This window comes from Ekhidna sp., assembly GCF_964218185.1.
Taxonomy (GTDB): Bacteria; Bacteroidota; Bacteroidia; order Cytophagales; family Cyclobacteriaceae; genus Ekhidna.
In genome coordinates this window covers 39,578-63,130 of the sequence record NZ_CAXPLV010000002.1, presented here as the reverse complement: position 1 = coordinate 63,130, position 23,553 = coordinate 39,578, and the positions used below count along the sequence as shown (strand labels likewise).

Here is a 23,553-nt window from a genome sequence, read left to right as displayed (position 1 = left end):
GTGTAAACTACAAAAAAACACAGGCTTTGAAATCCCTACGTATATTATTTAAGATTTCATTAACATTGAGCAATGTCAGAAACTGAACTAAAAGCAAAAGCGAAAGAAGCAGCTTCCAGAGCTTATGCTCCATACAGCGCCTTTAAAGTAGGATCTGCGCTACTTACAAAATCCGGAAATGTATATACCGGTTGCAACGTTGAAAATGCCTCATATGGACTCACCGTTTGTGCAGAACGTAACGCAATCGCCAACGCTATCAATGTGGAAGGCGAAATAGAGATTGAAAAGATTGTGGTTTACACACCTACATCATCACCCACACCTCCATGTGGTGCCTGTCGACAAGTTATTCATGAGTTTGGAGATGCAGACGTTTATAGCTTTTGTGATTCCGAGCAAAGCACACATCACAAAATGAGCGAATTGCTGGCCAATGCTTTTAAACTAAAAAATGATTAATACTTCCGAGTGAGGATCTCACTATAGATCACAGCCTTCTTAGCTTCGGATGAATTCAATCCATCCCTGATCTCGTCAGCAATGGACCACTCTTCTTCCTCTGTGCTTCTATGGATTCCCTTTAAAACTCGTGGCTGTTGGAAGTGCTCATCGCGCTCAAATTCAATATCCGCACCCTCCGCCATCTTAATTGACTCTTCGTACACTCTCCTGCTCTCCTCATCAGCAAAGGCTCTTCGCTCCCCTTCAAACCTTCGTTTCTCTATTTCTTCTTCCTTATTATCCTCCTTGATTATCTCTACAGGCTCCTGTTTATAGGTGGGCTCATCTGTAGGTCTCCCTTCTGTTATTTCTCTTAATAAATCTTCAAATGACTTTGGCTGGCTTGGGGGAGGATTATTTTCTGATCCCGGACGAGAGGTGGGGTCTTCCTTTTTCTTCTTACCCCTGGTGAGGAAATAGATGACTGCTGCTATGATATACCACCAAAAACTAAAATCGTCCATGTGGCTAAGTTAGAGAATAAGAAGTGAAAAATTGGTGATGAGACTTATTCGTTAATGGTAGATTTTAACGTAGTAATGATGTTCTCTTTATCAAACGGCTTACTGAAGTATCCAACAATCAGGTTTTGATCGATGGCGTCTACTACCTCTTGTGCGCCACCGTATCCTGTAAGAAGGAAGCAAGGTAACCCTTCTCTAGTCTCCTTCACTCTAGTGATAAACTCAATACCGTCCATTTCTGGCATACGTACATCACTGACAATCGCTGCAATCTCACTATGCTCTTTGATTAGCTTCAAAGCCTCAGAACCTGAGGTTGCGTTCAAAATCTCAAATTCATTCTTGAAGTTGAACTCAAAGAGGGTAATGTTAAACTGGTCATCGTCTACGTATAGAATGGTGGGTTTATCCATATTGTTATCTCTCGTCTATTAAAAATAAATGACTTTTACCAAAAAGTTAAGACATTCTGATAATTGCTTCGCTTATGTTACAATAATGCAACGAACATTTTAATTCCATGACAATCATTCGATCAAACTTTTAAATAATTACATAAAAAAAAATTCTAGACCGATTTGGGGAAAAATGGTGGATAATTAGCCTAAACAAAATGCCCCTCAAGTCGTCTACTTGCAGTTGAATCTTATATTTTTGTCTGCTTCACCTAGTTTGAAACAAACATTTTTTCATGCAGTTAACCAAGTTAGAGATAAAAGGTTTCAAAAGCTTTGCCGATCGTGTGGTCATCAATTTTGATGAAGGAATAACTGGAATTGTAGGTCCAAATGGATGCGGTAAGTCTAACGTTGTAGACTCCATCAGATGGGTACTTGGAGAGCAGAAATCCAGGGTGCTACGCTCTGACAAGATGGAGAATGTAATCTTCAATGGTACGAAAGCTCGCAAGCCCACTCAGCTAGCTGAAGTATCACTGACTTTCAACAATACTAAAAACCTCATCCCCACAGAGTACACCAATGTGACCATCACTCGCCGCTATTATCGCTCCGGTGAAAGTGAGTATCTGCTCAATGGAATTACGTGTCGATTGAAAGACATAACCAACCTGTTTTTGGACACAGGTATTGCCTCGAACAGCTACGCCATCATTGAGCTGAAAATGGTTGACGATATCCTGAATGACAAGGATAATTCAAGAAGAGCCTTGTTTGAGGAAGCGGCAGGTATTTCCAAATTTAAGATCCGGAAAAAGGAAACACTGCGTAAACTAAGTGACACAGATGCTGACCTTGAGCGTGTGGAAGATTTGCTTTTTGAGATTGAGAAGAATCTTAAGTCTTTGGAGAAACAGGCAACTCAGGCCAAAAAGTACTACGAGTTGAAGGACGATTATAAGAACTCCAGTATTGCCCTTGCAAAAAAGGCAATGAACAATCAGCAAGAGCACTTTGACACCATCCAACAACAGATACAGGAAGAAAATGACAAGAAACTTTCTCTCAATGCTTTAGTAAATGAAAAAGAAGCTGCTATCGAAAAAGCTAAGGCTGATCTCATCAATAAAGAAAAGCTCTTATCGTCGCGTCAGAAAACGTTGAACGAGCATGTCAGCAAAATCAGACAGTACGAGAGTGATAAGAAAATCAAAAATGAGCGTCAAAAGTTTTTAAATGATAAGATTGACACGTTAAAAGAGCAGATTAGCCAGGATAAGATTAGTAGTGAGCGAGCAGCTGTGTCCCTTGAGGGTTTGAGAAATGAGGCCAAGCAAGTTGAAAAAGATGTTACCTCTATCCTATCCAAAGTAGAAAAGCTTAAAGAAGATTACGAGTCTCAGAAAAACTTAACCACCGAAGCTCAAAATAAACTCAACTCACTCAATCAATATTATTCTGAGAAAAAAGACAAGCGATTTCAAACAAGCAAGGAAATTGAGATCAAGGACATTCAGCTAAAATCTATGCTGAATGAGTTGAGTAAAACCAGCGAAGACTCGAGCGAGAAAAGCGCAAACCTAGAGGAGTTTAAAAATCGGCTTGAAGAAATCGGCAAGGAAAAAAATGAAAAACAGGAGCTTTATGATCAATTAAAGTCGGCAGAGGAAAGTCTCAAGGATCAAATTTTCGATACGGAGGAGCGAGTAACTCAGTTAAGAGAAGAATTGGCCAAAATCAACCGTACGCTTGATGCCCGCCAAAATGAATTCAGTTTAACGAAATCTCTAGTTGATAATCTTGAGGGCTTCCCTGAGGCCATCAAGTTTCTGAAAAAGAATCCTCAATGGAAAGATGCCCCTCTCCTTTCTGATGTATTGAGTTGTCCTGAGGAGTACCGGGTGACTATTGAGAATTTCCTGGAGCCTTTCATGAACTACTATATTGTAGAAACAAAAGAGGATGCTCTGAAGGCCGTTAATTTATTAAGTGAATCCACTCGAGGAAAAGCAAACTTTTTCATACTTGAGAATCTCACAAAATACAGTGCTGACAGTATCAAAGCACCAGAAGGAAGCAAAGCAGCACTTAGCCTAATCGACTATGATGCCAAGTATGAAAATCTCATAAAACATCTTCTTTGGAACGTATTCATCACTTCAAATCCAACTCACTCTGGTGAAGAAAATGTGATCCTGCTGGATAAGGAAGGCAAGGTCACATTCAGGAAATATAGCATCTCCGGAGGTTCCATAGGGTTGTTTGAAGGTAAGCGAATTGGACGAGCAAAAAATCTCGAAAAGCTTGAAGTTGAGATTAAAGACCTAAAGAAAAAGCAAGCTTCAACAGAGCAATCTGTATCAAAGTTTCAAGCGCAACTTGAGGAACTGAAGCAATCCTCCAAGGCATCCCAACTGGAAGAGGTTAAAGAAGATCTTGCCCGGATCAAAGAGATGGAGGTTTCTGTTCAGACCAAGCAGGAGCAGTTCCTTGAGCTTCTGACGTCTAACAAAAATCGCAGAGAAGATATACAGCAGCAGATTGTTGAACTTGAGAAAGCACTCGAAACCCTAAAACCTCAGGCCGAAAAAGAACTGGAAGACCTTGCAGAGCTAGAAAAAAGTCTGGAAGCTAAAAAAGAAGAAACCCGGACACTCCAAGAGGCTCTTGATTTAAAGTCTACAGCTTACAACGAGGAAAACGTGATTTTCCATCAAAGACAAAACAAGCTTAACAGCATTCTACAGGAAATATCTTTTAAGGAAGAGTCTTATGAAAGTTCATTACTAAGGGTTGAGAAAAACAAGGAAGAACTAGAAAGTGCAACCTCCAACCTAAACGAGTTGGTAAAGAAAAGTACGGCTAGTGATGATGAACTTGTTTCGATGTACGAAGAAAAAGAATCACTTGAAGGAGGAGTAAATGAGGCTGAAAAAGAATACTACGAAGCTCGTGGGCTGATTGACGAGGAAGAGAAAAATCTCAGAGAAACACAGCGCAAGCGTGAGGGAATAGATCATGCTCTAATGGAATGGCAAAACAAATTGAATGATGCCAAAATGGGGCTGAACTCCGTAAAAGACAGATTGTCTGTAGAGTTTAACATTGACCTTAGCAAAGTAAAAGATGAGGATGTCGAAGACTATAAAAAATTTACTGAAGAGGAGCTTAGAAATAAAGTAGATAAGCTTAGAAATCGTCTTGACAACATGGGACCTATCAACCCCATGGCCATGGAGGCATTTGAGGAAATTCAGGAGCGTCATACCTTCATTACAGAGCAAAAATCAGATCTTATTGAGGCTAAAGAGTCTTTACTTACAACCATCGGAGAGATTGACGAGGTAGCTAAGGAGACATTTATGGAGGCATTCCAACATATTAAAGACAACTTCATTAAAGTCTTCAGGACGTTATTTACAGAAGAAGATGACTGTGATCTAATACTAACAAATCCTGATCAACCGCTTGAAAGCTCAATTGACATCATTGCCAAGCCGAAAGGGAAAAGACCTCTGACTATTAATCAGTTATCTGGAGGGGAAAAGACGCTGACTGCTACTTCACTCCTATTTTCTATTTATTTATTAAAACCAGCGCCGTTTTGTATTTTCGATGAGGTAGATGCACCACTGGATGATGCCAATATTGATAAGTTCAATGAAATAATTAGAAAGTTTTCTAAGGAATCACAGTTTATAATTGTTACACATAATAAGAGAACCATGGCAAGCACTGATGTAATTTATGGTGTAACTATGCAAGAACAGGGTGTTTCTAAAGTGGTTCCAGTAGATTTACGTGAGTTAGCTTAACCAATATATCAATGAAGCTCATAAGCCAAGTTTCTTTAATTATAGCAATTGCGACAGCCTGTACGAATACTACTTCAGAAAGTAAAAATCAAACGATTGCACCTCCTGTAGCGCGTGCAGAGAGGGTCTTTGATTATCAACCACAATCTCCGGTTAATGGTGAACTCAATGCTGTCATTGAACTAGGCTCTCTTGGACTCAACTATTTCGTAGTAAATATCGACAATCAAGGAAGATGGAAGTTGGTTAAATCTGAGTATGGAAGAACTAACATTATTTACGGGGCAACTACTACCAATCAAATCATTGATAAAATCTCAGATTTTAAGTCAACTATTTTAAAAGCTGGAGTAAAAGATAAAAACATATTTGCTGTTGCGAGTTCTACCTTCGTAAAGACAGAAGATGTAAATCGATTAAGGGAACAACTTTCAGAGAAAGGGATCAAACTGAAAACAGTAGACGCTTCACTGGAAGGAAAATACGCAATGATGGCGACCATACCTCGAGAATTTATCAAGGAATCATACCTTGTAGACATAGGGTCTGGTAACACCAAAGTATCATGGATTGACAAAGCGGATACACTTAGCGTTGAAACTCATGGTTCTAAGTATTTTCTGAATAATACGCAGGACACGACCGTGTTTAGGGAGGTGCGCAATGTCGTGTTGAATATCCCAGAGAAAAATAGAAACCTTTGTTTCATCCTCGGGGGTGCCATTTATGAACTTGTAAAAGACGAGGTAAGTGAAAAGAATGGTCGATACTATGTTTTAAAGCATCCAAGTGCATATCCCAAAAGCAATGAAAAGCTAAATGCAGGTAATGTTATTTATGGAGCAATCTATTCGGAACCTACATATTCCTATATTTTTGATAGCCAATCAAATTTCTCTATCGGCTATCTGGTCAGTCTTAAATTAGAAAAATACTAATCGTGTCCTAAATACGATTGCTTGTTCGTCACTAGGATAAATTTAAAAAATCATAATCATGAGAAAAATTATCCTAAACCTTGCAGGAATATTAGTCCTTGCTTCTGCACTAGCTCAAAACACCCTAAATCCAGATGAACGAAAGAGAGCAATAGCTCATCTAAAAGAAACAGAGAATAATCTTGTTTCTTTAACCAGGGGTCTGAGCGAACAACAACTGAATTTTAAGGAAGATGACACTGCCTGGTCGATCGCTGAGTGTGTAGAACATATCGCAATCTCAGAAAAGAACCTGATTGGGATGATCCAAATGAGCCTCAAAGAGGATTCCGATCCTTCAAAAAGATCAGAAGTTCAAATGACGGACGATCAAATTCTTGGTTTGATCGAGAGTAGAGAACAAAAAGTGAAAACCAGAACTGAATTTGAACCCACCAATAGTTTCGGGAGCTACGCAGAAACCATGAAAACTTTCAGAGAAAGAAGAAAGGCCAATTTGCAATTTGTAAAATCCACGAGAGAAGATCTACGAAATCATTACCTGCAATTTCCCTTTGGTTTAATCGATAGCTACCAAGGGATACTGTTTATGTCAGGTCATACACGGAGACATACTGATCAAATCAAAGAAATAATGAGTAGTGAAGGATTTCCTAACTAGCAACAGTATTCAACAGAAGGGGGTTTACGCCCCCCCTTTTTTATGATGTTGCGAGTTTTCTCTTCACTTTTTCCAGTCCTGATGGGGAGATAAATTTACTCGTTTCTGGAGATTCAAGGTGGCGTTCCGCTAATTCCACAAGTGCTTTAGTGATTGTTTTAGAGCTAAGCTTGAATGAAGATTCTTTAGGCGTATTCATAGCGTGATATTTAATTAAGGCTAAATAACAGTGTACACCTATCAAATTCAATACCACATTTTTGGTATTTTATATGCCCGGAAATTCACCTAGTCCAAGGTAAATCTCACATCGACTTCTTCAACAGATCCATCAGGCAATCTATACGAATATAGTGCTCTATACTCTCCTGCCTCAACTTTTTTCTTTTCAGTGACCTTAACTGAATCAGTAGCCAAGCACTTTTCTTCATTCCTATCCCATGAAAATACAAAACCACCTTTCGGTTCAACCAATCTTACTTCGGGGGGTGCAGGACAAGGAGGACCTCCACAATCACAATACAAAACACCAATTTTATTCCATTGCCCCTCTTGCCAGATTTCAATTTTCTTCTCCATCGGATTTAAGATTTCAATTTCCTGGTCTGTTATATTCTTAAACTTGATAGTTACGGAATTATCTGTAATGATTCGATCAATCTCTTCGAATACGGTTTGTGAAGAAGGTGGGATTGATTGTTGATTAGTTGTAGAAGAAACAGATTTACAACCAATTATTAAAATAAGAATTATGTTGATGTACTTCATTTTTTTATAATCTTCCTATTGAATTCTGATGATTCGTTTATAATACACAGAAAGTACGTCCCTGTTGGGAACTGAGAAATGTTTATCCGTAAACCATTTTTTTCACGACTAGAATTCACCCGCATTTGTTGACCACTCAAATTGACCACCTCAATTTTTGAGTTCTGATCGACTCCTTTAATGAAGACTTCATTTTTAGAAGGGTTGGGGTAAACAATTAAATCCTTTTGAGAAATTGATAAAGGATCCAAAGTGATAGTACCAACATTTGAATAATCAGAGCTTCCAGCAGAATTAGCCGCTGCTAATCTAAAATAATAAGTGCCACTTGGTCTGTTATCAACTGTAAAGCTCGATCCCGTTAAAATTCTTCCTTCTAAATTTGGTAGGTATGTAGAAAAATCATCATTTTCAGAAACATCCAATAGTACTTGTGGTGCATCATCAACAACCGACCAATTGATTGTAAACTGAGTAGAGCTCTCATCTGTAGTAGTACCTAGAATAGGGACCTCTGGTATGCTAAGTATATTTCCATCAATAGTCCGTGAATCAGCTTCTGTCAATGAGCTTCCATAAACCCTATAATAATGTGTTTGATTCGTTTCAAAATCTTCATCAACAAAAGAAACGCTATTGGCCGGTAGTGTTGCAATAATTGAATATGCAGATTCATCACCTAATGAACGTTCTATCACATAGCTATCCTCTGCATCACTATTGTCAGTCCAGTTTAATGTAATGCCTAGGCTATTTTGGGTAATAATCAAGTCAGATGGAGTAGCTAAACCGTCAAAAACCGTTGAGGTGAATACACCTCTTCCGTGTGTAGCAACAATAACCAAATTATCACTCGAACGGTATTGAAGCATGTCACATCTTACGTTAGCCAGATCTGCAGAAGATTGTTCCCATCCAGGATTTGCATTTGTAATATTCGAAGTAGACCACACACCTAGTTCTGTGGCTAGCAACACCTCCCTTGTATCATTGGGGTTAAAAAGTGCCCATCTTATTGGCATATCGGGAAGACTTCCATCATTATCTTTGTCAATCCACGTAGACCCACCATCATCTGTGTACCAGACAGAGGCAATTCCATAATTTGAAAAAGTAACAATTAACTCATCATCTGATGAACCAACATCAATGGATGAAATGTATCCTGCTGCTGAAATATTTGAAGTAATGTTAGTTACTGATGGTGTAGTGTTGGCATTATCAATCAAATAAATGCTTCCACTACCAGTTCCTACATAAATTCGATTATTAGTATTGGCATTTGCTCGAATTGCTGAAATTTTACCTCCATCTAAACTGACTGGCAATGTTTCTTGTGAATTAGGAGTAGTAGTTATTCCACTAATACGCATTAGTTGGTTCTCATCACCAGCAGAGTAGAGAATGTTTTGTTCATTATCATAATCCGCTGGGTTAATAAACCTACCTTGATTTTGATTATTTGATAAATTTCCTGTCCATGATCCATTGGAATTATGTCGATCATAAACATTATATACATAGGATGAAATCTGGAAATTATTATCATCCTGATCGATAAAACAAAATGCACCATCTCCACCATTTATAGCAACAGTAGACATGCCATTTCCTTCTGTGAACTGCTGCGTTCCATTATCTTGAGCACCTGCAATAAAATATCCAACATCGACAGAATTTTGAGCTGCAACAGCATAAAACTGCGTAACATTATAATCTTTATTGCGATCAGAAAAGCTAGGATCCGACGAGGAGCCCACATTAACTGAATAACTTACTCCCCCATCGCTTCCAATTACAGCTTCATTTGGGTGATTGGGCCTGAAAACAATATTGTGTATATCCGCATGAACATAGGAATCACAACTTCCTGTCCAGTAGGATACTTCTGCTGTTGATACTCCACCATCTGAGGTTTTCACCACATTAATACCGCCTGCTAATACCACATTTTCATCTGTTGGTTTAACTGCAATAGTCAAATCATACCATACTTGACCTCTTGTGAAATCTGTACCACTAAGATTACAATCTTGAGATCTATATTGAGGAATTGTTAAGTTCGACCATGTAGAACCGCCATTTGTAGACTTCTTGAACCATTCTACTTCATCATTAAAATTGGATGCCAAGGCATATATCACGGTACTGCCTGTTGAGCTGCTGGCTGAAGGAGCCACAGCAATCTCTATTCTTTCAGGGCTACCAGAAGGTGTAATTGGCTCCCATGATGCTCCATCATCTGTTGACCTATGAATACTCCCAACACTGAAAATCCCTAGTGTAGCATAAATATCACCATTGGTGGCCAAATCAAGATCATTTGCTCGTGAACTGCTGGCTCCTGTTGAACTTGAGTTTAGTACAGTACTCCAACTTGCACCCCCATCTGTCGATCTCTGCACTCCCCCATCCCTAGTAGATGCTAAAACTGTGCCTGAAGTAGTAACAATTACTCTTTGAACATAATTAAAAGTAGAGTTGGATGTGGAACTAAGTTGTGACCAGTTTGCTCCACCATCTGTAGACTTAAAAATACCTGCACCCCTGACAGATCCACCATTAAAATACCCTTCACCAGTACCAGCATAGAAGACCTGAGTATTGGTTGGATCATATACAAGTGATGTTACAGCAAGATTTGCCATGAAGTCATTTACGTTTTGCCACGAAGAGTTTTCATCAGTTACATTATTATTAAACCAAATTCCACCGGCTACTCCTGCTGCCCACAATTTCTCATCATTTGGATCATTGGGGTCCCACATGAGAGCTCTGGTCCTACCACCTACATTGTTTGGGCCCTTTTCTACCCATGAGACCCCTTCAATTGCCGCGTGTGCTATAGCCATTCTGTTATTCTTTTGGTCTTCAAATACCTTCACTAGGCGATCAATCGGGATAGTTTTTGTTCTAGGGTCAACAGTCATTAGAAAATTTTGTTGCATCGCCAAATCCGGCCTATCTTGTTTTTTCAAAGCTTCAAGCTGATGAAGGCTAATCCCCTTATTATTATATGGATGAGATTGAACGTAATCCTTCCAATCCGATGTTGATCTGGAGTCTATTAAATGCATTACCCCAAAAGCAGAAAGAAATAATATTGAAATAAGTTTTAGCCTTCTCATAATTATAGTGGAATTAAAAAAAGAAAGATAGGCAATCTGATTATTACAACTTTAGATTTTCGATGTGTTGCTTCAGTTCAGGCAGCAACTCCTTCTCAAACCATTCATTCTTTTTCATCCAGATTCTATTTCGTGGAGATGGATGAGGTAAAGGAAACTGAGCTGGAAGATATTCTTTGAATGATTTAACTGTTTCTGTTAGGTTTACCTTGACACCTTTCCCCAAATAGTACTTCTGCGCGTATTGCCCTATTAGTAGAGTAAGCTTGATGGATTTACATTCATCCAACAACCGCTTATGCCATAGCGGTGCACACTCTGGTCGTGGCGGTAGATCGCCTGATTTTCCTGAACCTGGATAACAAAACCCCATAGGAATCAACGCCACCTTCGACTCATCATAAAATACATCCTCAGAAATACCTAACCAGTCACGCAGGTTTCTTCCACTAGCATCATCCCACGGAATACCAGATTCATGTACCTTTCTTCCAGGAGCCTGACCAATGATAAGGAGCTTGGCATTGGGTGAAGCTTTAACAACAGGACGGGGTTCATGCAAAAAAAAAGAGTTACACACTGTGCAACTCTTTATTTCCTTCATTAACTCCTCCATTTGGTTTATCTACCTAATGAATAGAGCATCTTTCCGTGTGATACCAACGCTGAAATAAATGTTGGGTATGAGCGATATGGAATATTATACTCCTCCGCTGTTTTTCTCACAATCTTCGAAATTTTTCTATAGTGAACATGGCAAATGTTCGGGAACAAATGATGTTCAATTTGATAGTTAAGACCCCCTGCAAACCAGGAAAGCACTTTATTTTTTTGTGCAAAATTGCATGTAGTCTTAAGCTGATGTACAGCCCAGTTTTCTTCAACAAAGTCCTTTCCTTCTACACTTTCAAATGAGTGATCTTCCATCACGTGAGCCGGCTGGAATATACATGCCAGACTGAATCCCGCTACATAATGCATCAGAATGAATCCAAGTAATATATGGTACCATGGAAGTGATGTAAAAAGAATAGGAAGAGCTAAAATGTATGAATAATAAAACACCTTGGTAACAACTAACCAAATCCATGCTCTGGTAACGCTCTTAGTTTGTTTCTTAAGGTGACCATCCTTGGTGTACTCAGCAAGTTGGCTCCAATCCTTCACAATGATCCAACTCATGGTCATCAGTCCATAAAGAAACCATGCATATATATGCTGCCATTTGTGATGCTTTTTGATAGGTGTATGCGGATCAAATCTTAATATCCCACCTTTAGGAGAAATGTCTTCATCCATTCCGGACACATTGGTATAAGTGTGGTGCTTCACATTGTGTTGAATCTTCCAGTTCGTTGCATTAGCTCCTACAAGATTCAATGAATAGCCAACCAAGTTATTGATCCACTTTTTTCTCGAATAGGCTCCATGGTTTGCATCATGCATCACTGAAAGGCCTATTCCGGCCTTACCTAATCCCATCAAGAAAGCCATCAAGTAGAAAATCCAGATGTTTTGAATTACACCAAAAAGAAATAAGAAATATGGTGCGAAGTACAGAGTGAACATGAAAATGGATTTCACAACCATTTCTGCATTGGCGTATCTACCATACTTAGAGTTTTTGAAATATTGATTTACACGCTGGTTCAAAGTTTTATTAAACTCCTCGTGCAAATTGTTTTTAAATCTGACAACCTTTCGGTTCATCGTAGCTATAGACATATGTAATTAATATAGTTCAATTCATTCAAAGATAGCTAAGAAACGATTGACATTCGGTAATAATTTGATCAATGGCCATATTTATCTGTCAAGCCACGACTTAAATTCACCAACTCGCTCTCTAGCTACAATTATTTGATCTTCTTCAAAGTGATCTATGACGATCTCTAATCTAGAATTTGTAAAAGCAATAATGTCCTTAATATAGTTCAGATTTACGATGTATTTCCTTGAAATTCTAAAAAAATGACTCGAACTGAGTAATTCGTCAACACTATCCAGTGTATAATCCACCAAAAATCTTTTCCCTTCATTGGTGAATAAATATGTCCCTTTATCTTGACTGTAAATGAGCTGAATATTTGCACTTTCCACTGTTTTCAAATGCTCCCCCACCTTCACCACAAACCGCTCCTTTCCAGATGGTTGTAGTGAATTGATCAAACCACTCAAATCACTAATTGGTGCAGGGTCAGATTTCTTATAATTCTTTTCAAACTTGACTATTGCAGCATTCAGATCATCCTCTGCTATGGGTTTAAGAAGGTAATCCACACTATTGGTTTTGAATGCTTTTAGAGCGAATTCATCATAAGCAGTAGTAAAGATGATGGGCTTGTCTACATGGATTTGGTCAAATATGTCAAATGAGAGACCATCAGCCAGTTGTATGTCCATGAATAACAAATCATATGAAAGTACTGGAAGAGAAATAGATGCAGATTCAACCGAATCAAACTTTGCCACAAATTGGTAGTCTGGTCGTATTTCCTCGATGATCGATCTCAGTCTTTTGGCTGCCAGCTGCTCATCCTCAATTATGATGTATCTCATTTAATTACTTTTAGGAGTGGGAGTTTTACCTCAAATGTTTGGTTTTCAATATTTACGACTACCTTCTTATCTGAGAGGTAGTGATATCTGTCCTTCAGATTTTGTAAGCCGATACCCGTTGAGTCTTTTACCTTTTTTTCTTTCAGTGAATTGCGGACAATACAGTCCTCCTCATTGATCTCTATATTTATTGATAGTGGATCTTTCTCACTAATCACATTGTGCTTAATGGCATTTTCTACCAGGATTTGGATAGCAAGCGGAGGCACAAATAATGGCGGATTGGAATTTTGAACCGTGACTTTAAGATTATCCCCAAATCGTATTTTTTGTAGAAAAATGAAGCTTTCGACAAAAGCTATTTCCTTCTCTAACGCCACCACTTCTTCATCCTTATTTTCCAGCACATACCGATAAACCTGTGATAGTTTCCTGATAAACTCCACGGCTCTATCCTGATCCTCATATACTAGTGAACTCAATGCATTTAGAGAGTTGAAAAGGAAGTGTGGATTGACTTGGTTTTTCAGGCTCTTGAATTGTGATGCAATCTGTTCCGTTTTTAATTTTTCATTGTCAATAGCAGCTTGGCGCCATGCAATAAGAAACCCCCTGCCATGCATAAAGACATTTATACCTAAAGTGATCCCTAAAGTTGGCCAAAATGGAGCACCGGTAGATTTGAGAGTTTCCGTCCATGTTTTACCAAGAATAACTAGGTCAAAAAATAAATCTAAGACCCAAACAGCAATAAAAACAAGTACAATGATTGAGAGAAGACTTGCTGAAAAACGCTTAACAGGCGAAACGACCCAGGGAACATAAAGGTCCCAAAAATCTACTAAAAACTCACTGCCCTTCCAGAAAAAAACCCAGGCAATTCCACTATATGAAAAACTAAGCCAGAAATTGTAAGAAAATAAAAACGGATCTTCAATGCAGTTGTCACAAAACACAACCATATTCGTGGTTCCACCGAAAAGAAAAATTAGAAGAGCACTAAGCAAATGGCTCTTCCAATTGTTCTTGCAATATTGCATCAATTTATTCATCATAGAGAAATGTTGATTTCCTGAGAGCCACCCAATATTTCAAACTGACATTGCTCAAAACTAGGCGGACCAAACATGCCGGTTGCATTGTTTGAAAAGGCATAAGGTTCGGTGGGTATACCCAGCAGGTTTGTGTCTAGCTTTCCATTATCATTCTCATCCTGATAAATAGAAACTGCATAGATCCCCTTCCCTAACCCTTTGAAAGTAAACTTGATACTATTCGATTCAATAAGTCTACCCTCACTCATAATCTCTTTGGAAAGAAAGTGATCTGCATGATCGAAAACAGCGATCATTAGAGACCCCTTCATTTTTTTTATGTTTTCAACTTTGACGATAAGCTCACATTCCTCCTGAGAATGAGCATTTAAAAATATGAAGCAAGCGATTGATAGCAGAAATATCTTTTTCATTGTCTTTTTTTCTTCAAAACTGCCCTGACCTAAGTGGCGACACAATTTTACATGACTCAACTGTCAATTTTGGAGGCTGAACTGTATGAATCAGTTTCAACAGCAATTATAGATCATGAAATCGTGAAAAATATTTTAAAAATATTATGCATGCAGAGTAAATGAATTATATTTGTTATGCATGCAGAGTATTTTTAGAATTAAAACACAATAGATAAACCAAAATGGAATCAGCAGCAGAAAAAACAGCACTAAAGGGCGGTGAATTTCTAATCAGAGAAACAAAAGCAGAAAATATCTTTATCCCTGAAGAGTTTTCTGAAGAGCAAAAAATGATGGCGGCCGCCACGCAAGATTTCATAGATATGGAAATCAACCCCATAACAGAGCGGATTGAAAACATGGAAGAAGGCATTATGCCTGGGCTAATGGACAAAGCTGGTGAGTTAGGTCTTCTAGGAGTTAACATCCCTGAAGAATATGGAGGACTGGGTATGAGCTTCAACACAGGAATGCTAATAGCCGATATTATGGCTGTAGCTGGGTCATTCTCAACTGCATATGGTGCTCATACAGGAATTGGCACCCTCCCTATCCTATATTATGGTACTGAGGAGCAGAAGAAAAAATACTTACCAAAACTAGCAAGTGGCGAATGGAAAGCCTGCTATTGTCTGACTGAGCCAGACGCAGGATCAGACGCCAACTCTGGTAAAACAAAGGCTAAACTTTCGGACGATGGAAAGCACTATGTAATCAATGGCCAGAAGATGTGGATTTCCAATGCTGGTTTCGCAGACTTACTCATAGTTTTTGCAAAGATCGATGACGATAAAAAGCTTTCAGCATTTATAGCAGAGCGTACTTGGGATGGTATCACCATGAACGATGAGGAAAAGAAGCTAGGGATCAAGGGCTCTTCCACACGTCAGGTTTTCTTTAATGACCTGAAAGTGCCCGTGGAGAATCTTCTTTCAGAAAGAGAAAATGGCTTCAAAATAGCGGTGAATGTTTTGAATGTTGGTCGTATCAAGCTAGGAGCTGGATGTATCAACGGATGTAAGGATGTAGCCACCAAGTCAACTCAGTATGCGAATGATCGTAAGCAGTTTGGAGTTTCTATTTCCAGCTTTGGTGCGATCAAGCAAAAGCTTGCCAACATGGCCACCCGTACTTATGCTACTGAGTCAGCATCTTATCGAGCAGGGCAGGATATTGAAGATTTGATAGCTAAACTTCAGAGTGACGGACTTAGTCCGAGTGACGCTAAGCTAAAAGGAGTAGAGCAATATGCTATCGAGTGTGCAATGATCAAAATCCATGGTTCGGAAGTTCTTGACTACTGTGTAGATGAAGGAATCCAGGTTTATGGAGGAATGGGATTCTCTGAAGAAGCACCAATGGCTCGAGCCTACAGAGATGCCAGGATCACCAGAATTTATGAAGGAACCAACGAAATCAACCGAATGCTTTTAGTAGGCATGATGTTCAAAAAAGCCATGAAGGGTGAAATTGATTTATTGGGTCCTGCGATGGCAGTTGGAAAAGAATTGACCGGAGTTCCATCATTTGAAACTCCTGATCTCTCCGCCCCTCTTGCAAAAGAAAAGGAGGTGATCAAGAATCTTAAAAAAGCAGTTTTAATGGCGGCTGGTAAAGCTGCTGAAAAGTTTGGTCCAAAGCTGGATCATGAACAGGAAGTTCTTATGAACCTTGCTGATATGCTTATCGAGGTTTATGTAGCTGAATCTACCATTCTGAGAACTGAGAAACTGATAGGCAAGTATGGTGATGAAGGCAGTTCCTTATACCAAAACATGGCAAAGCTTTATTTATACGAGGCAGTAACCAAAATCAAAAACTCTGGTGATGAAGCTGTTGCATGTTTTGCAGAAGGCGATGAATTGAGGGTAATGCTAATGGGAATGAAACGCTTCACAAAAATGGATCCAGTGAATACGAAAGTGCTTAGACAGGCAATTGCCGATGTGATGATTAAGGAAAATAAATTCCCTTATTCGCTCTACAACTAAATAACTTCCTTTACGTAACTAACAAAACCGGCCATTGGTCGGTTTTTTTTGTATACAAGTTTGTTTTGGTAGCAATTCAAAATAGCTTTGTATTGGACGCAATAAGCATCCACAATGGAAGAGTTTAATAAGAAATTAACCACAAAAGAGAAGGCTTTACAGCTCAATCTTGATACCAGAATTTACGGCACAGTTGCCGAAATCGGTGGAGGCCAGGAAGTTGCCTCATATTTTTTCAAAGCAGGTGCTGCATCAGGCACAATCGCTAAGACCATGTCTGCCTATGACATGACCTTTAGTGATGCAATCTATGGGAAGTGTGAGCGCTATGTGTCGAAAGAGAAGTTGCACAGAATGCTGGACAGAGAGTATTCTCTACTGGATCAGCGTCTGACACATAGAGCTAAGAAGAGCACATTTTTTGCGTTTTCGAATACCGTTGAGGTAATCAACTACAATCGTAGCAATATTGGTCATGGGTGGATGGGCTTGAGGTTTCAGCGCCATTCACAAACCGAGCCCAACGAATGCATCATCCACGTTTCATTGAAAGATAGAGACGCTGAATGGCAACAGCAGGTGCTTGGCATTGTTGGAGTAAATCTTATTCACTCTTGCTATACATATAATACGCCAGAGGAAATCATTGATTCATTGGTGGACAATGTTCGAAAGGATAGGCTCGAAATCGATATGTTCAGTATTTCAGGGCCCGATTTCCACCATGTGGACAATCGACTGATGACATTGAAGCTGGTGAAAACCGGACTAACAAAGGTGGCCATGTTTGGGCCAGATAAAGAGGTCGCACTTCCATCTGAAATCATTTACAGAAAGAATGCTATCGTGCTTCGAGGAAGATTCCGCCCAGTTACTCATGTTAACGTAGATATGATGATCACCGGAATGCGTGCTTTTAAAAAGGAGCTTGGGCATGCCAAAGACATTGTTTCGGTGGTTGAAATTACGCTCAAGGATTTGACACTGGCAGGAGAGCTGGATGAACAAGATTACCTTGATCGGGTGGATTTACTTTGTTCACTTGGTCAAAATGTGATGATATCCAACTATCAGGAACACTACAAACTGGCCGGATACCTTTCCCAGTTCATCAAAGATAAAACTCTGGGAATGATCATAGGGTTTAATAATCTGACTCAAATATTTGACGAGAAATATTATCAAAATCTGGATGGTGGAATCTTAGAATCTTTTGCAAGACTATTTGGAAGTAATGTGAAGCTGTTCATCTATCCTATCATTGATTCCAAAACCGGAAAAATTAGAACGGGAAATGACTTCTCGCCAGACAGGCATTTGCAGAGCTTGTTTGACTACTTCGTTGAAAATCATAAAGTGCTAAGTATCCCGGATGCCAAGACAGACAACCTTCACATTATATCAGATCATGTATTGGAGATGATAGAAAACGATGAGGAGGGTTGGGAAGAAATGGTACCAAACCGAGTGGCAGAATCGATCAAAGCCAACCACCTATTCAACTATCCATACCAAATTGAAGTGGACGAAGAAGATTTGATGTAGCCATCTGTAAAATTAGCCTTTGAAGGTACCCTCCTTTTGCTATATTTGACGCTTTAACCTAAATCTAAAAGTATACAATATGAGCGCACGTGGAAACTTTTCCAGTAGAATCGGATTTATCCTTGCAGCAGCTGGATCAGCAGTTGGCTTGGGTAATATTTGGAAATTCCCATTTGAAGTGGCTGACGGAGGTGGTGCTGCATTTGTGCTCATCTATTTGATTTTTGCGTTCATTCTATGTTTTCCTGTGATGGTGACTGAAGTAGCCATTGGTAGAAAAACTGAAAAGAATCCCATTGGAGCATTCAACGCATTGGGATTCAAAAAATGGAACATAATTGGAAAGTTCGGTATCCTTTGCGGAGTTCTGATCCTCTCATTTTACAATGTTGTTGCAGGCTGGGCCTTTGGCTATTTCCTTGAAATGATCATGGGAAATTTCGGTATTGGTGAAGCTTTCGGGTCATTTACTTCAGACATTGTAAAGGTTAGCGCATATGCCATCGTATTCATGTTTACTACAGCCTACATTGTTTCCAAAGGAGTTTCCGGCGGTATAGAGAAACTTGCTAAAATATTGATGCCAACCCTGATCATCATGATTCTGTCATTGGTGGCATACTCCTTCACACTACCAAATGCGATTGAGGGCGTCAAGTATTACCTTGTTCCAGATCTATCGAAATTGACTAATGTAAACACCATTGGTGGTGCGCTAAGACAGGCATTCTTTTCCCTTTCGCTAGGTATGGGAGCGCTTATTACCTACGGGTCTTATCTTTCAAAAAAGGAGAATATTGTGAGCTCATCAGCCATGATCACCTTGTTTGATGTGGGCATTGCATTTATAGCAGGACTAATGATGTTTCCGCTAGTAGCCTACAACCTTGGTGGCGAAATGAGCAACGTCCAAGGAGGTGCCGGGTTGATTTTCGTGACATTACCGGGAGTTTTTGAGACATTAGGTGGAACACTCGGAGTGATAGTGGGAGGATTTTTCTTCTTGCTTCTTTCGTTTGCAGCCTTAACCTCTACAGTGTCGCTTTTAGAGGTGCCTGTTTCGTACGTAGTTGACGAATACAAGATGAAGAGAACCAAAGCTGTGATCATTATGTCGGCTATTATCTTCATTATTGGTCTACCTTCTTTGGTAGGAAATGGCTACAGTGAGTTTTTCTCCAATGCATTTAAGCTACCAGGCGGGTCTACAGATTTCATGACATTGGTTGGGTACATCACCGATGTGCTTCTAATGTTTGGCGGCTTCCTGATTGTGACATTTGCGGCTTACGTATGGAAGAAAGAAAATCTTGCTGAAGAAATTTCACAGGGATACCCAGGCTTTAACGACAGCATAATCAAGAAACTATTAAATTTCTGTATCTCTTACCTATGTCCGGTGGTACTTGCTCTACTTTTTGTCGTAGTGGTGTTCAATAACTTCTTTGGAATCAACCTATTAGGTTAGATCATTCTTTAATAAAAGTACCCGGATCTTTTCCATTAAAATATATGACGTACTGTCCTTGACGCAGGACAGTTACGTCAATTGTTTTTCCCTGCCCTTCTAAGACCAACTTGCGTCCGGCATTATATATTTCATAGTGTGTAGATCGAGATAGGTAGAGTTTTGTCTTAGCAGATTTAGGAGTAAATTCAACTGGCTCTGGATAATGGTCAAAATCTACCTCTCTTGAATAGAGGTACTTCACTCTGCTACCAGGTGGGAAATTATATCGTATTCGATACTTATTGGCACCCTCTTCCATGTTAGGATAATAAGTGTAATTCGCTCCCTCATATCTACCAATGGCTGGTCTCACCTCCTGATCAACCCACACACCATTATAAAGTTTTTCAATCTCAAACTCTCCTACTCCAGACTCTCCTTTGGTATTCCATACCAATGCACTATCCGTCAAGGAGACATCCACAAATCTGAAGATTGTGTGGAAAAGCACTGCCTCAGGATTAATTATTGTTGGGATGCAAAGTGTGTCCTTATGTACTAATCTGATCTTAATAGGTGTGAATAGATCGTAACCATCAAAATCTATTTTAAGAGCACTGACACGGTAATTGATATTCAACTCATTTTCGTTGATATAAATTCTCTCTATACAGAATTTGCGATCCTTTTTGTCAAAGGGGTTTTGAATAAAAAGGGTTCTCCCCTGATAGACACCCGCGAGGTTTGTTTCAGCATCAGTGCCTGTCTGTGAAAAGATAGAAGTTGATATTAAAACAACAAGTGCAAAAAAACACGCCCGGTTAACCATTTTAATTTTTTGACTTTGTCACTTCAAACATGATGCTATCTCAATGAAAAGTATCAATTATTTCGATGAGTATGCGTAATAACCCACCAAAATATTTCGTTAATAGCATTAATTAAAGATTATTTATTCATATTTTTAAGTATCAACTAGCTATATAAGAAAATCACGATTATGCGAGATACTCTTCTTATATGGTTCAATCCTGACTCCCAATTTTATGAAGTTGGGCACTATTTAGACTTCAAGACCACCTCTTCTGGCAGCAGAAATGAGGATAGGTTTGAAGTGATCCATGAGTTTAGTTCTGAGACCGTTGGTGTTGCCAATAAGATTTTGAATTCCCTAAATAAACTGAGAACTAATCCACAGATGCTCAATTTTTAGTCAGGGTAAATTGATAAATTAGCCACTCATGAAAAAGTGGCTCTACCTGATAATTCTGTTTTCTTTTGGTTGCAATCCCAAAGTAGTTTCTTACATCAATCCAAAGGCAAAATTTGTTGAGTTCGAAACTTATCGAATTGTAAGTGCAAAGCTTGAGTCTAAGAATGTGACCCCCGACAATACGATGATTTTAGATTTGATCAAACAGAACATTCATAAACAAATGAAGGTCAGATCTTATGAGCAATCAAACATCACTCCGGACCTCACACTCCGATACGAGATTACGTCCAGCACAAGAGTTGAGAATAGATCAAATCAGGTAAATCCCTATTCCTTTACACCTTATCAAATCAATAGCCGAACTATATATGAGTCCGTCTTGCTACTTGAGCTCCTTGATTCTAAAGAAAAGCTGGTCTGGCAGGGAAGCTATGACTTAAGCCAGGAAAAGAAGGAAAAAAAGATGGCAAGAGCGATAGAAAAAGCTGTTGGATATATCTTCACCACCTACCCTTATCGAGCTCTTACAAAGGATCCGGATGAGGCGCTGAAAACAATTGAAAAGAAAAAGAAAGAAGACGCAAAATGAGTGACTATGGTTTCTGGTCTTTGATTCCCCCCATCCTGGCCATTGGATTAGCAATTAGAACAAAGCAGGTGGTTTTCTCTCTTTCACTAGGGATTTTTGTGGGTTACCTGATTATACAAAAGGGGAATATTTTCGATGGTTTTTTATCAACGATTGGCGCTTTTGTGAATGTTTTCCAAAGCAAAGGAAACACCCGAACCATTGTTCTAACTCTTATTATTGGAGCACTCATCCAATTGATTAAATATTCTGGTGGCATCAATGGATTTATCAACTGGGTACAAAAAAAGCTTGCCGGCCAAAGCAACTTTAAGGGTAAGGTTCAAGCTACCTCTGCCCTGACAGGCTTCCTGATTTTCGTGGAGTCCAACATCTCCATCCTGACCGTCGGTACCATTTTTAGACCTCTATTCGACAAACATAAAATACCTAGAGAAAAGCTCGCCTACCTTGCTGATTCAAGTTCTGCTCCGTCCTGCGTTCTTTTTCCATTAAATGCCTGGGGTGCTTATGTAATGGGGCTTCTTGTGGCCTTTCCAGAAGTTGATCCATTCAAGACATTGGTGTACTCCATTCCATTTAACTTTTATGCCATCCTCACACTGATATTCGTTTTCTGGCTTTCATTCTCTGGAAAGGAGTTTAGTGAGATGAAGAAGGTTACAGAACAGAAACGGCCTGAATTGGACACTGAAAGTGTCTCACCTGACAGAACCTCATCACCGCTAAATATGGTGATCCCTATTGCAGTGATGGTGCTTAGCATGCCTTTTTTCCTTATTCATGGAGGCTGGGATCCATCAGTTGCAGGAGGATTTGCTGACAAAGTATGGTATAGCATTAGTAATGGCTCTGGCTCTGAAGCAGTATTGAATGCCTGCTTTGCTGGTTTCCTCACTGCTGCCGTCATGTATGGTTTTCAAAAAATTCTAACCATTAAGTCGTTCATTGATGAGTCATTCAAAGGAATGAATGACATGGTGATCATGGCGGTGTTGATGGTTCTTGCATTCGCCATTGGAAATTTATGCAACGAACTAGGCACTGGTATTTATGTTTCGAGGGTAACGTCCTCATGGTTAATTCCTGAGATTGCCCCCGCACTTATTTTCATCATTAGCAGTTTCATCGCATTTGCAACGGGTACTTCATGGGGGACTTTCGCTATTATGATTTCTATTGGTGTGCCCCTGGCATTTGCAGTGGATGCCAACCTTTACCTGGTCATTGCGGCCGTATTGGGCGGAGGTGTGTTTGGGGATCACTGCTCTCCTATTTCAGACACCACTCTGATTGCTTCCGTAGCATCTGGGTGTGATCATATAGATCACGTCAGAACCCAGTTGCCCTATGCCCTCTTTACGGGTGGACTGGCGGTAATCTTCTACTTGATTTTTGGAGCTATTCTATAGCTATTTGCAATATTCCCTGATTGCTCCATCAGCTTCAGGAACATTTAGAGATTTTGCAAACTTGAAGTCTTCACATGCAGATCGCATGCGCTCCTTACCAACCTTCACCGCACCACGATACAAATACGCCTCACCGAAATCTCGATTGATAGTGATAGCATTATTATAAGATTCAAGTGCCTGATCAAAGTAGCCTAATTGATGCTCCGCCCTACCAGCAAGGAAGTGAGCCTGTGCAGAGTTTTCATTGATATCGATAGCATCGCCGGTGTATATGAGTACCTTATTATACTCACGGTTGTTATAGGAAATTTTTGCCAGACTCAGATACGCTGAAATGTTCTTTGGATCCAAATCTATAATGGCTTCAAAATCCTTAATAGCCTCATCAGTTTGTCCTACTTCCTCATAGGATCTTCCACGATTGTAAAGGCTTTTTACGTGATCAGGATGAGTAGAAAGATATGAGGTGTATGCTTCAATTGCCTCAGCATATTTTCCATCTTCAAACAAGTCATCTCCATTGAAGGAATCTTGGGTGTTGCAGCTGAAAACAGCTAAAATGATAAAGGCTTGAACAATGTATTTCATGTGAATGTATAAAG

The 23,553-nt window shown here is 39.4% G+C and carries 22 protein-coding genes; 10 read left to right on the top strand and 12 right to left on the bottom strand.

Annotation, left to right across the window (positions count from 1 at the left end):
• Window positions 1-72 precede the first annotated feature (72 nt).
• Window positions 73-462 (top strand): cytidine deaminase, encoded by a 390-nt coding sequence (locus ACEQZT_RS02135; protein ID WP_370086764.1) that lies wholly within the window; start codon window positions 73-75, stop codon window positions 460-462.
• On the opposite strand, the gene ACEQZT_RS02130 is transcribed toward ACEQZT_RS02135, so the two are convergent.
• Window positions 459-968 carry a hypothetical protein gene (locus tag ACEQZT_RS02130; protein WP_370086762.1) on the bottom strand — a complete coding sequence of 170 codons (510 nt, stop codon included), beginning with the start codon at window positions 966-968 and terminating at the stop codon, window positions 459-461. The genes ACEQZT_RS02135 and ACEQZT_RS02130 overlap by 4 nt on opposite strands.
• A 44-nt stretch (window positions 969-1,012) precedes the next feature.
• Window positions 1,013-1,381: a response regulator gene (locus ACEQZT_RS02125; RefSeq protein WP_370086760.1), complete on the bottom strand. Its 369-nt coding sequence runs from the start codon at window positions 1,379-1,381 to the stop codon at window positions 1,013-1,015.
• A gap of 278 nt (window positions 1,382-1,659) precedes the next feature.
• On the opposite strand from ACEQZT_RS02125, the gene smc reads away from it, so the two are divergent.
• From smc to ACEQZT_RS02110, 3 genes are read left to right on the top strand one after another with little or no spacing between them, the layout of a single operon-like run.
• A complete protein-coding gene (gene smc, locus ACEQZT_RS02120) occupies window positions 1,660-5,181 on the top strand; it encodes a chromosome segregation protein SMC (RefSeq protein ID WP_370086758.1) in 3,522 nt (1,173 codons plus the stop codon).
• Between the two features lie 11 nt (window positions 5,182-5,192).
• Window positions 5,193-6,119 carry a hypothetical protein gene (locus ACEQZT_RS02115; RefSeq protein ID WP_370086756.1) on the top strand — a complete coding sequence of 309 codons (927 nt, stop codon included), beginning with the start codon at window positions 5,193-5,195 and terminating at the stop codon, window positions 6,117-6,119.
• Between the two features lie 58 nt (window positions 6,120-6,177).
• Window positions 6,178-6,780, top strand: a complete 603-nt coding sequence (locus ACEQZT_RS02110) for a DinB family protein (protein ID WP_370086754.1) — start codon at window positions 6,178-6,180, stop codon at window positions 6,778-6,780.
• 40 nt (window positions 6,781-6,820) lie between these two features.
• Here the strand turns inward: ACEQZT_RS02110 and ACEQZT_RS02105 are convergent, their stop codons facing one another.
• The 8 genes from ACEQZT_RS02105 to ACEQZT_RS02070 form a co-directional block, all read right to left on the bottom strand.
• A complete protein-coding gene (locus ACEQZT_RS02105; protein WP_370086752.1) occupies window positions 6,821-6,979 on the bottom strand; it encodes a hypothetical protein in 159 nt (52 codons plus the stop codon).
• Window positions 6,980-7,068: 89 nt separating this feature from the next.
• Window positions 7,069-7,548 (bottom strand): hypothetical protein, encoded by a 480-nt coding sequence (locus ACEQZT_RS02100; RefSeq protein ID WP_370086750.1) that lies wholly within the window; start codon window positions 7,546-7,548, stop codon window positions 7,069-7,071.
• Window positions 7,545-10,676 carry a T9SS type A sorting domain-containing protein gene (locus ACEQZT_RS02095; protein WP_370086748.1) on the bottom strand — a complete coding sequence of 1,044 codons (3,132 nt, stop codon included), beginning with the start codon at window positions 10,674-10,676 and terminating at the stop codon, window positions 7,545-7,547. The genes ACEQZT_RS02100 and ACEQZT_RS02095 overlap by 4 nt, the downstream gene beginning before the upstream one ends.
• Window positions 10,677-10,719: 43 nt before the next feature.
• Window positions 10,720-11,280, bottom strand: a complete 561-nt coding sequence (locus tag ACEQZT_RS02090) for a uracil-DNA glycosylase family protein (protein ID WP_370086746.1) — start codon at window positions 11,278-11,280, stop codon at window positions 10,720-10,722.
• A 17-nt stretch (window positions 11,281-11,297) separates the two neighbouring features.
• Complete coding sequence (locus ACEQZT_RS02085; RefSeq protein WP_370086744.1) at window positions 11,298-12,401, bottom strand: fatty acid desaturase; 1,104 nt, start codon at window positions 12,399-12,401, stop codon at window positions 11,298-11,300.
• A gap of 81 nt (window positions 12,402-12,482) precedes the next feature.
• Entirely contained in the window at window positions 12,483-13,235 is a 753-nt protein-coding gene (locus ACEQZT_RS02080; protein WP_370086742.1) for a LytR/AlgR family response regulator transcription factor, read from the bottom strand.
• Window positions 13,232-14,290: a sensor histidine kinase gene (locus tag ACEQZT_RS02075; protein ID WP_370086740.1), complete on the bottom strand. Its 1,059-nt coding sequence runs from the start codon at window positions 14,288-14,290 to the stop codon at window positions 13,232-13,234. Before ACEQZT_RS02075 ends, ACEQZT_RS02080 begins: the two co-directional genes overlap by 4 nt.
• Entirely contained in the window at window positions 14,287-14,703 is a 417-nt protein-coding gene (locus tag ACEQZT_RS02070; protein WP_370086738.1) for a DUF2141 domain-containing protein, read from the bottom strand. The genes ACEQZT_RS02075 and ACEQZT_RS02070 overlap by 4 nt, the downstream gene beginning before the upstream one ends.
• Window positions 14,704-14,927: 224 nt before the next feature.
• On the opposite strand from ACEQZT_RS02070, the gene ACEQZT_RS02065 reads away from it, so the two are divergent.
• The 3 genes from ACEQZT_RS02065 to ACEQZT_RS02055 all read left to right on the top strand — a co-directional run bounded on the left by ACEQZT_RS02065 (window position 14,928) and on the right by ACEQZT_RS02055 (window position 19,749).
• A complete protein-coding gene (locus tag ACEQZT_RS02065) occupies window positions 14,928-16,736 on the top strand; it encodes an acyl-CoA dehydrogenase family protein (RefSeq protein WP_370086736.1) in 1,809 nt (602 codons plus the stop codon).
• 114 nt (window positions 16,737-16,850) lie between these two features.
• The gene (locus tag ACEQZT_RS02060; RefSeq protein WP_370086735.1) at window positions 16,851-18,281 is read left to right on the top strand and encodes a TonB-dependent receptor; all 1,431 of its coding nucleotides are present in this window, start codon (window positions 16,851-16,853) and stop codon (window positions 18,279-18,281) included.
• Between the two features lie 79 nt (window positions 18,282-18,360).
• Window positions 18,361-19,749 carry a sodium-dependent transporter gene (locus ACEQZT_RS02055; RefSeq protein ID WP_370086733.1) on the top strand — a complete coding sequence of 463 codons (1,389 nt, stop codon included), beginning with the start codon at window positions 18,361-18,363 and terminating at the stop codon, window positions 19,747-19,749.
• Window position 19,750: 1 nt separating this feature from the next.
• Here ACEQZT_RS02055 and ACEQZT_RS02050 read toward each other — a convergent pair whose 3' ends face one another.
• A complete protein-coding gene (locus tag ACEQZT_RS02050) occupies window positions 19,751-20,560 on the bottom strand; it encodes a hypothetical protein (protein WP_370086731.1) in 810 nt (269 codons plus the stop codon).
• Window positions 20,561-20,731: 171 nt separating this feature from the next.
• On the opposite strand from ACEQZT_RS02050, the gene ACEQZT_RS02045 reads away from it, so the two are divergent.
• Genes ACEQZT_RS02045 through ACEQZT_RS02035 form a run of 3 tightly spaced genes read left to right on the top strand, consistent with a single transcriptional unit; the run spans window position 20,732 to window position 22,948 of the window.
• Window positions 20,732-20,944 carry a hypothetical protein gene (locus ACEQZT_RS02045; protein ID WP_370086729.1) on the top strand — a complete coding sequence of 71 codons (213 nt, stop codon included), beginning with the start codon at window positions 20,732-20,734 and terminating at the stop codon, window positions 20,942-20,944.
• Between the two features lie 28 nt (window positions 20,945-20,972).
• Complete coding sequence (locus tag ACEQZT_RS02040) at window positions 20,973-21,536, top strand: DUF4136 domain-containing protein (RefSeq protein WP_370086728.1); 564 nt, start codon at window positions 20,973-20,975, stop codon at window positions 21,534-21,536.
• A complete protein-coding gene (locus ACEQZT_RS02035; protein ID WP_370086726.1) occupies window positions 21,533-22,948 on the top strand; it encodes a Na+/H+ antiporter NhaC family protein in 1,416 nt (471 codons plus the stop codon). Before ACEQZT_RS02040 ends, ACEQZT_RS02035 begins: the two co-directional genes overlap by 4 nt.
• Here ACEQZT_RS02035 and ACEQZT_RS02030 read toward each other — a convergent pair whose 3' ends face one another.
• Entirely contained in the window at window positions 22,949-23,539 is a 591-nt protein-coding gene (locus tag ACEQZT_RS02030; protein ID WP_370086724.1) for a tetratricopeptide repeat protein, read from the bottom strand.
• Window positions 23,540-23,553 lie beyond the last annotated feature (14 nt).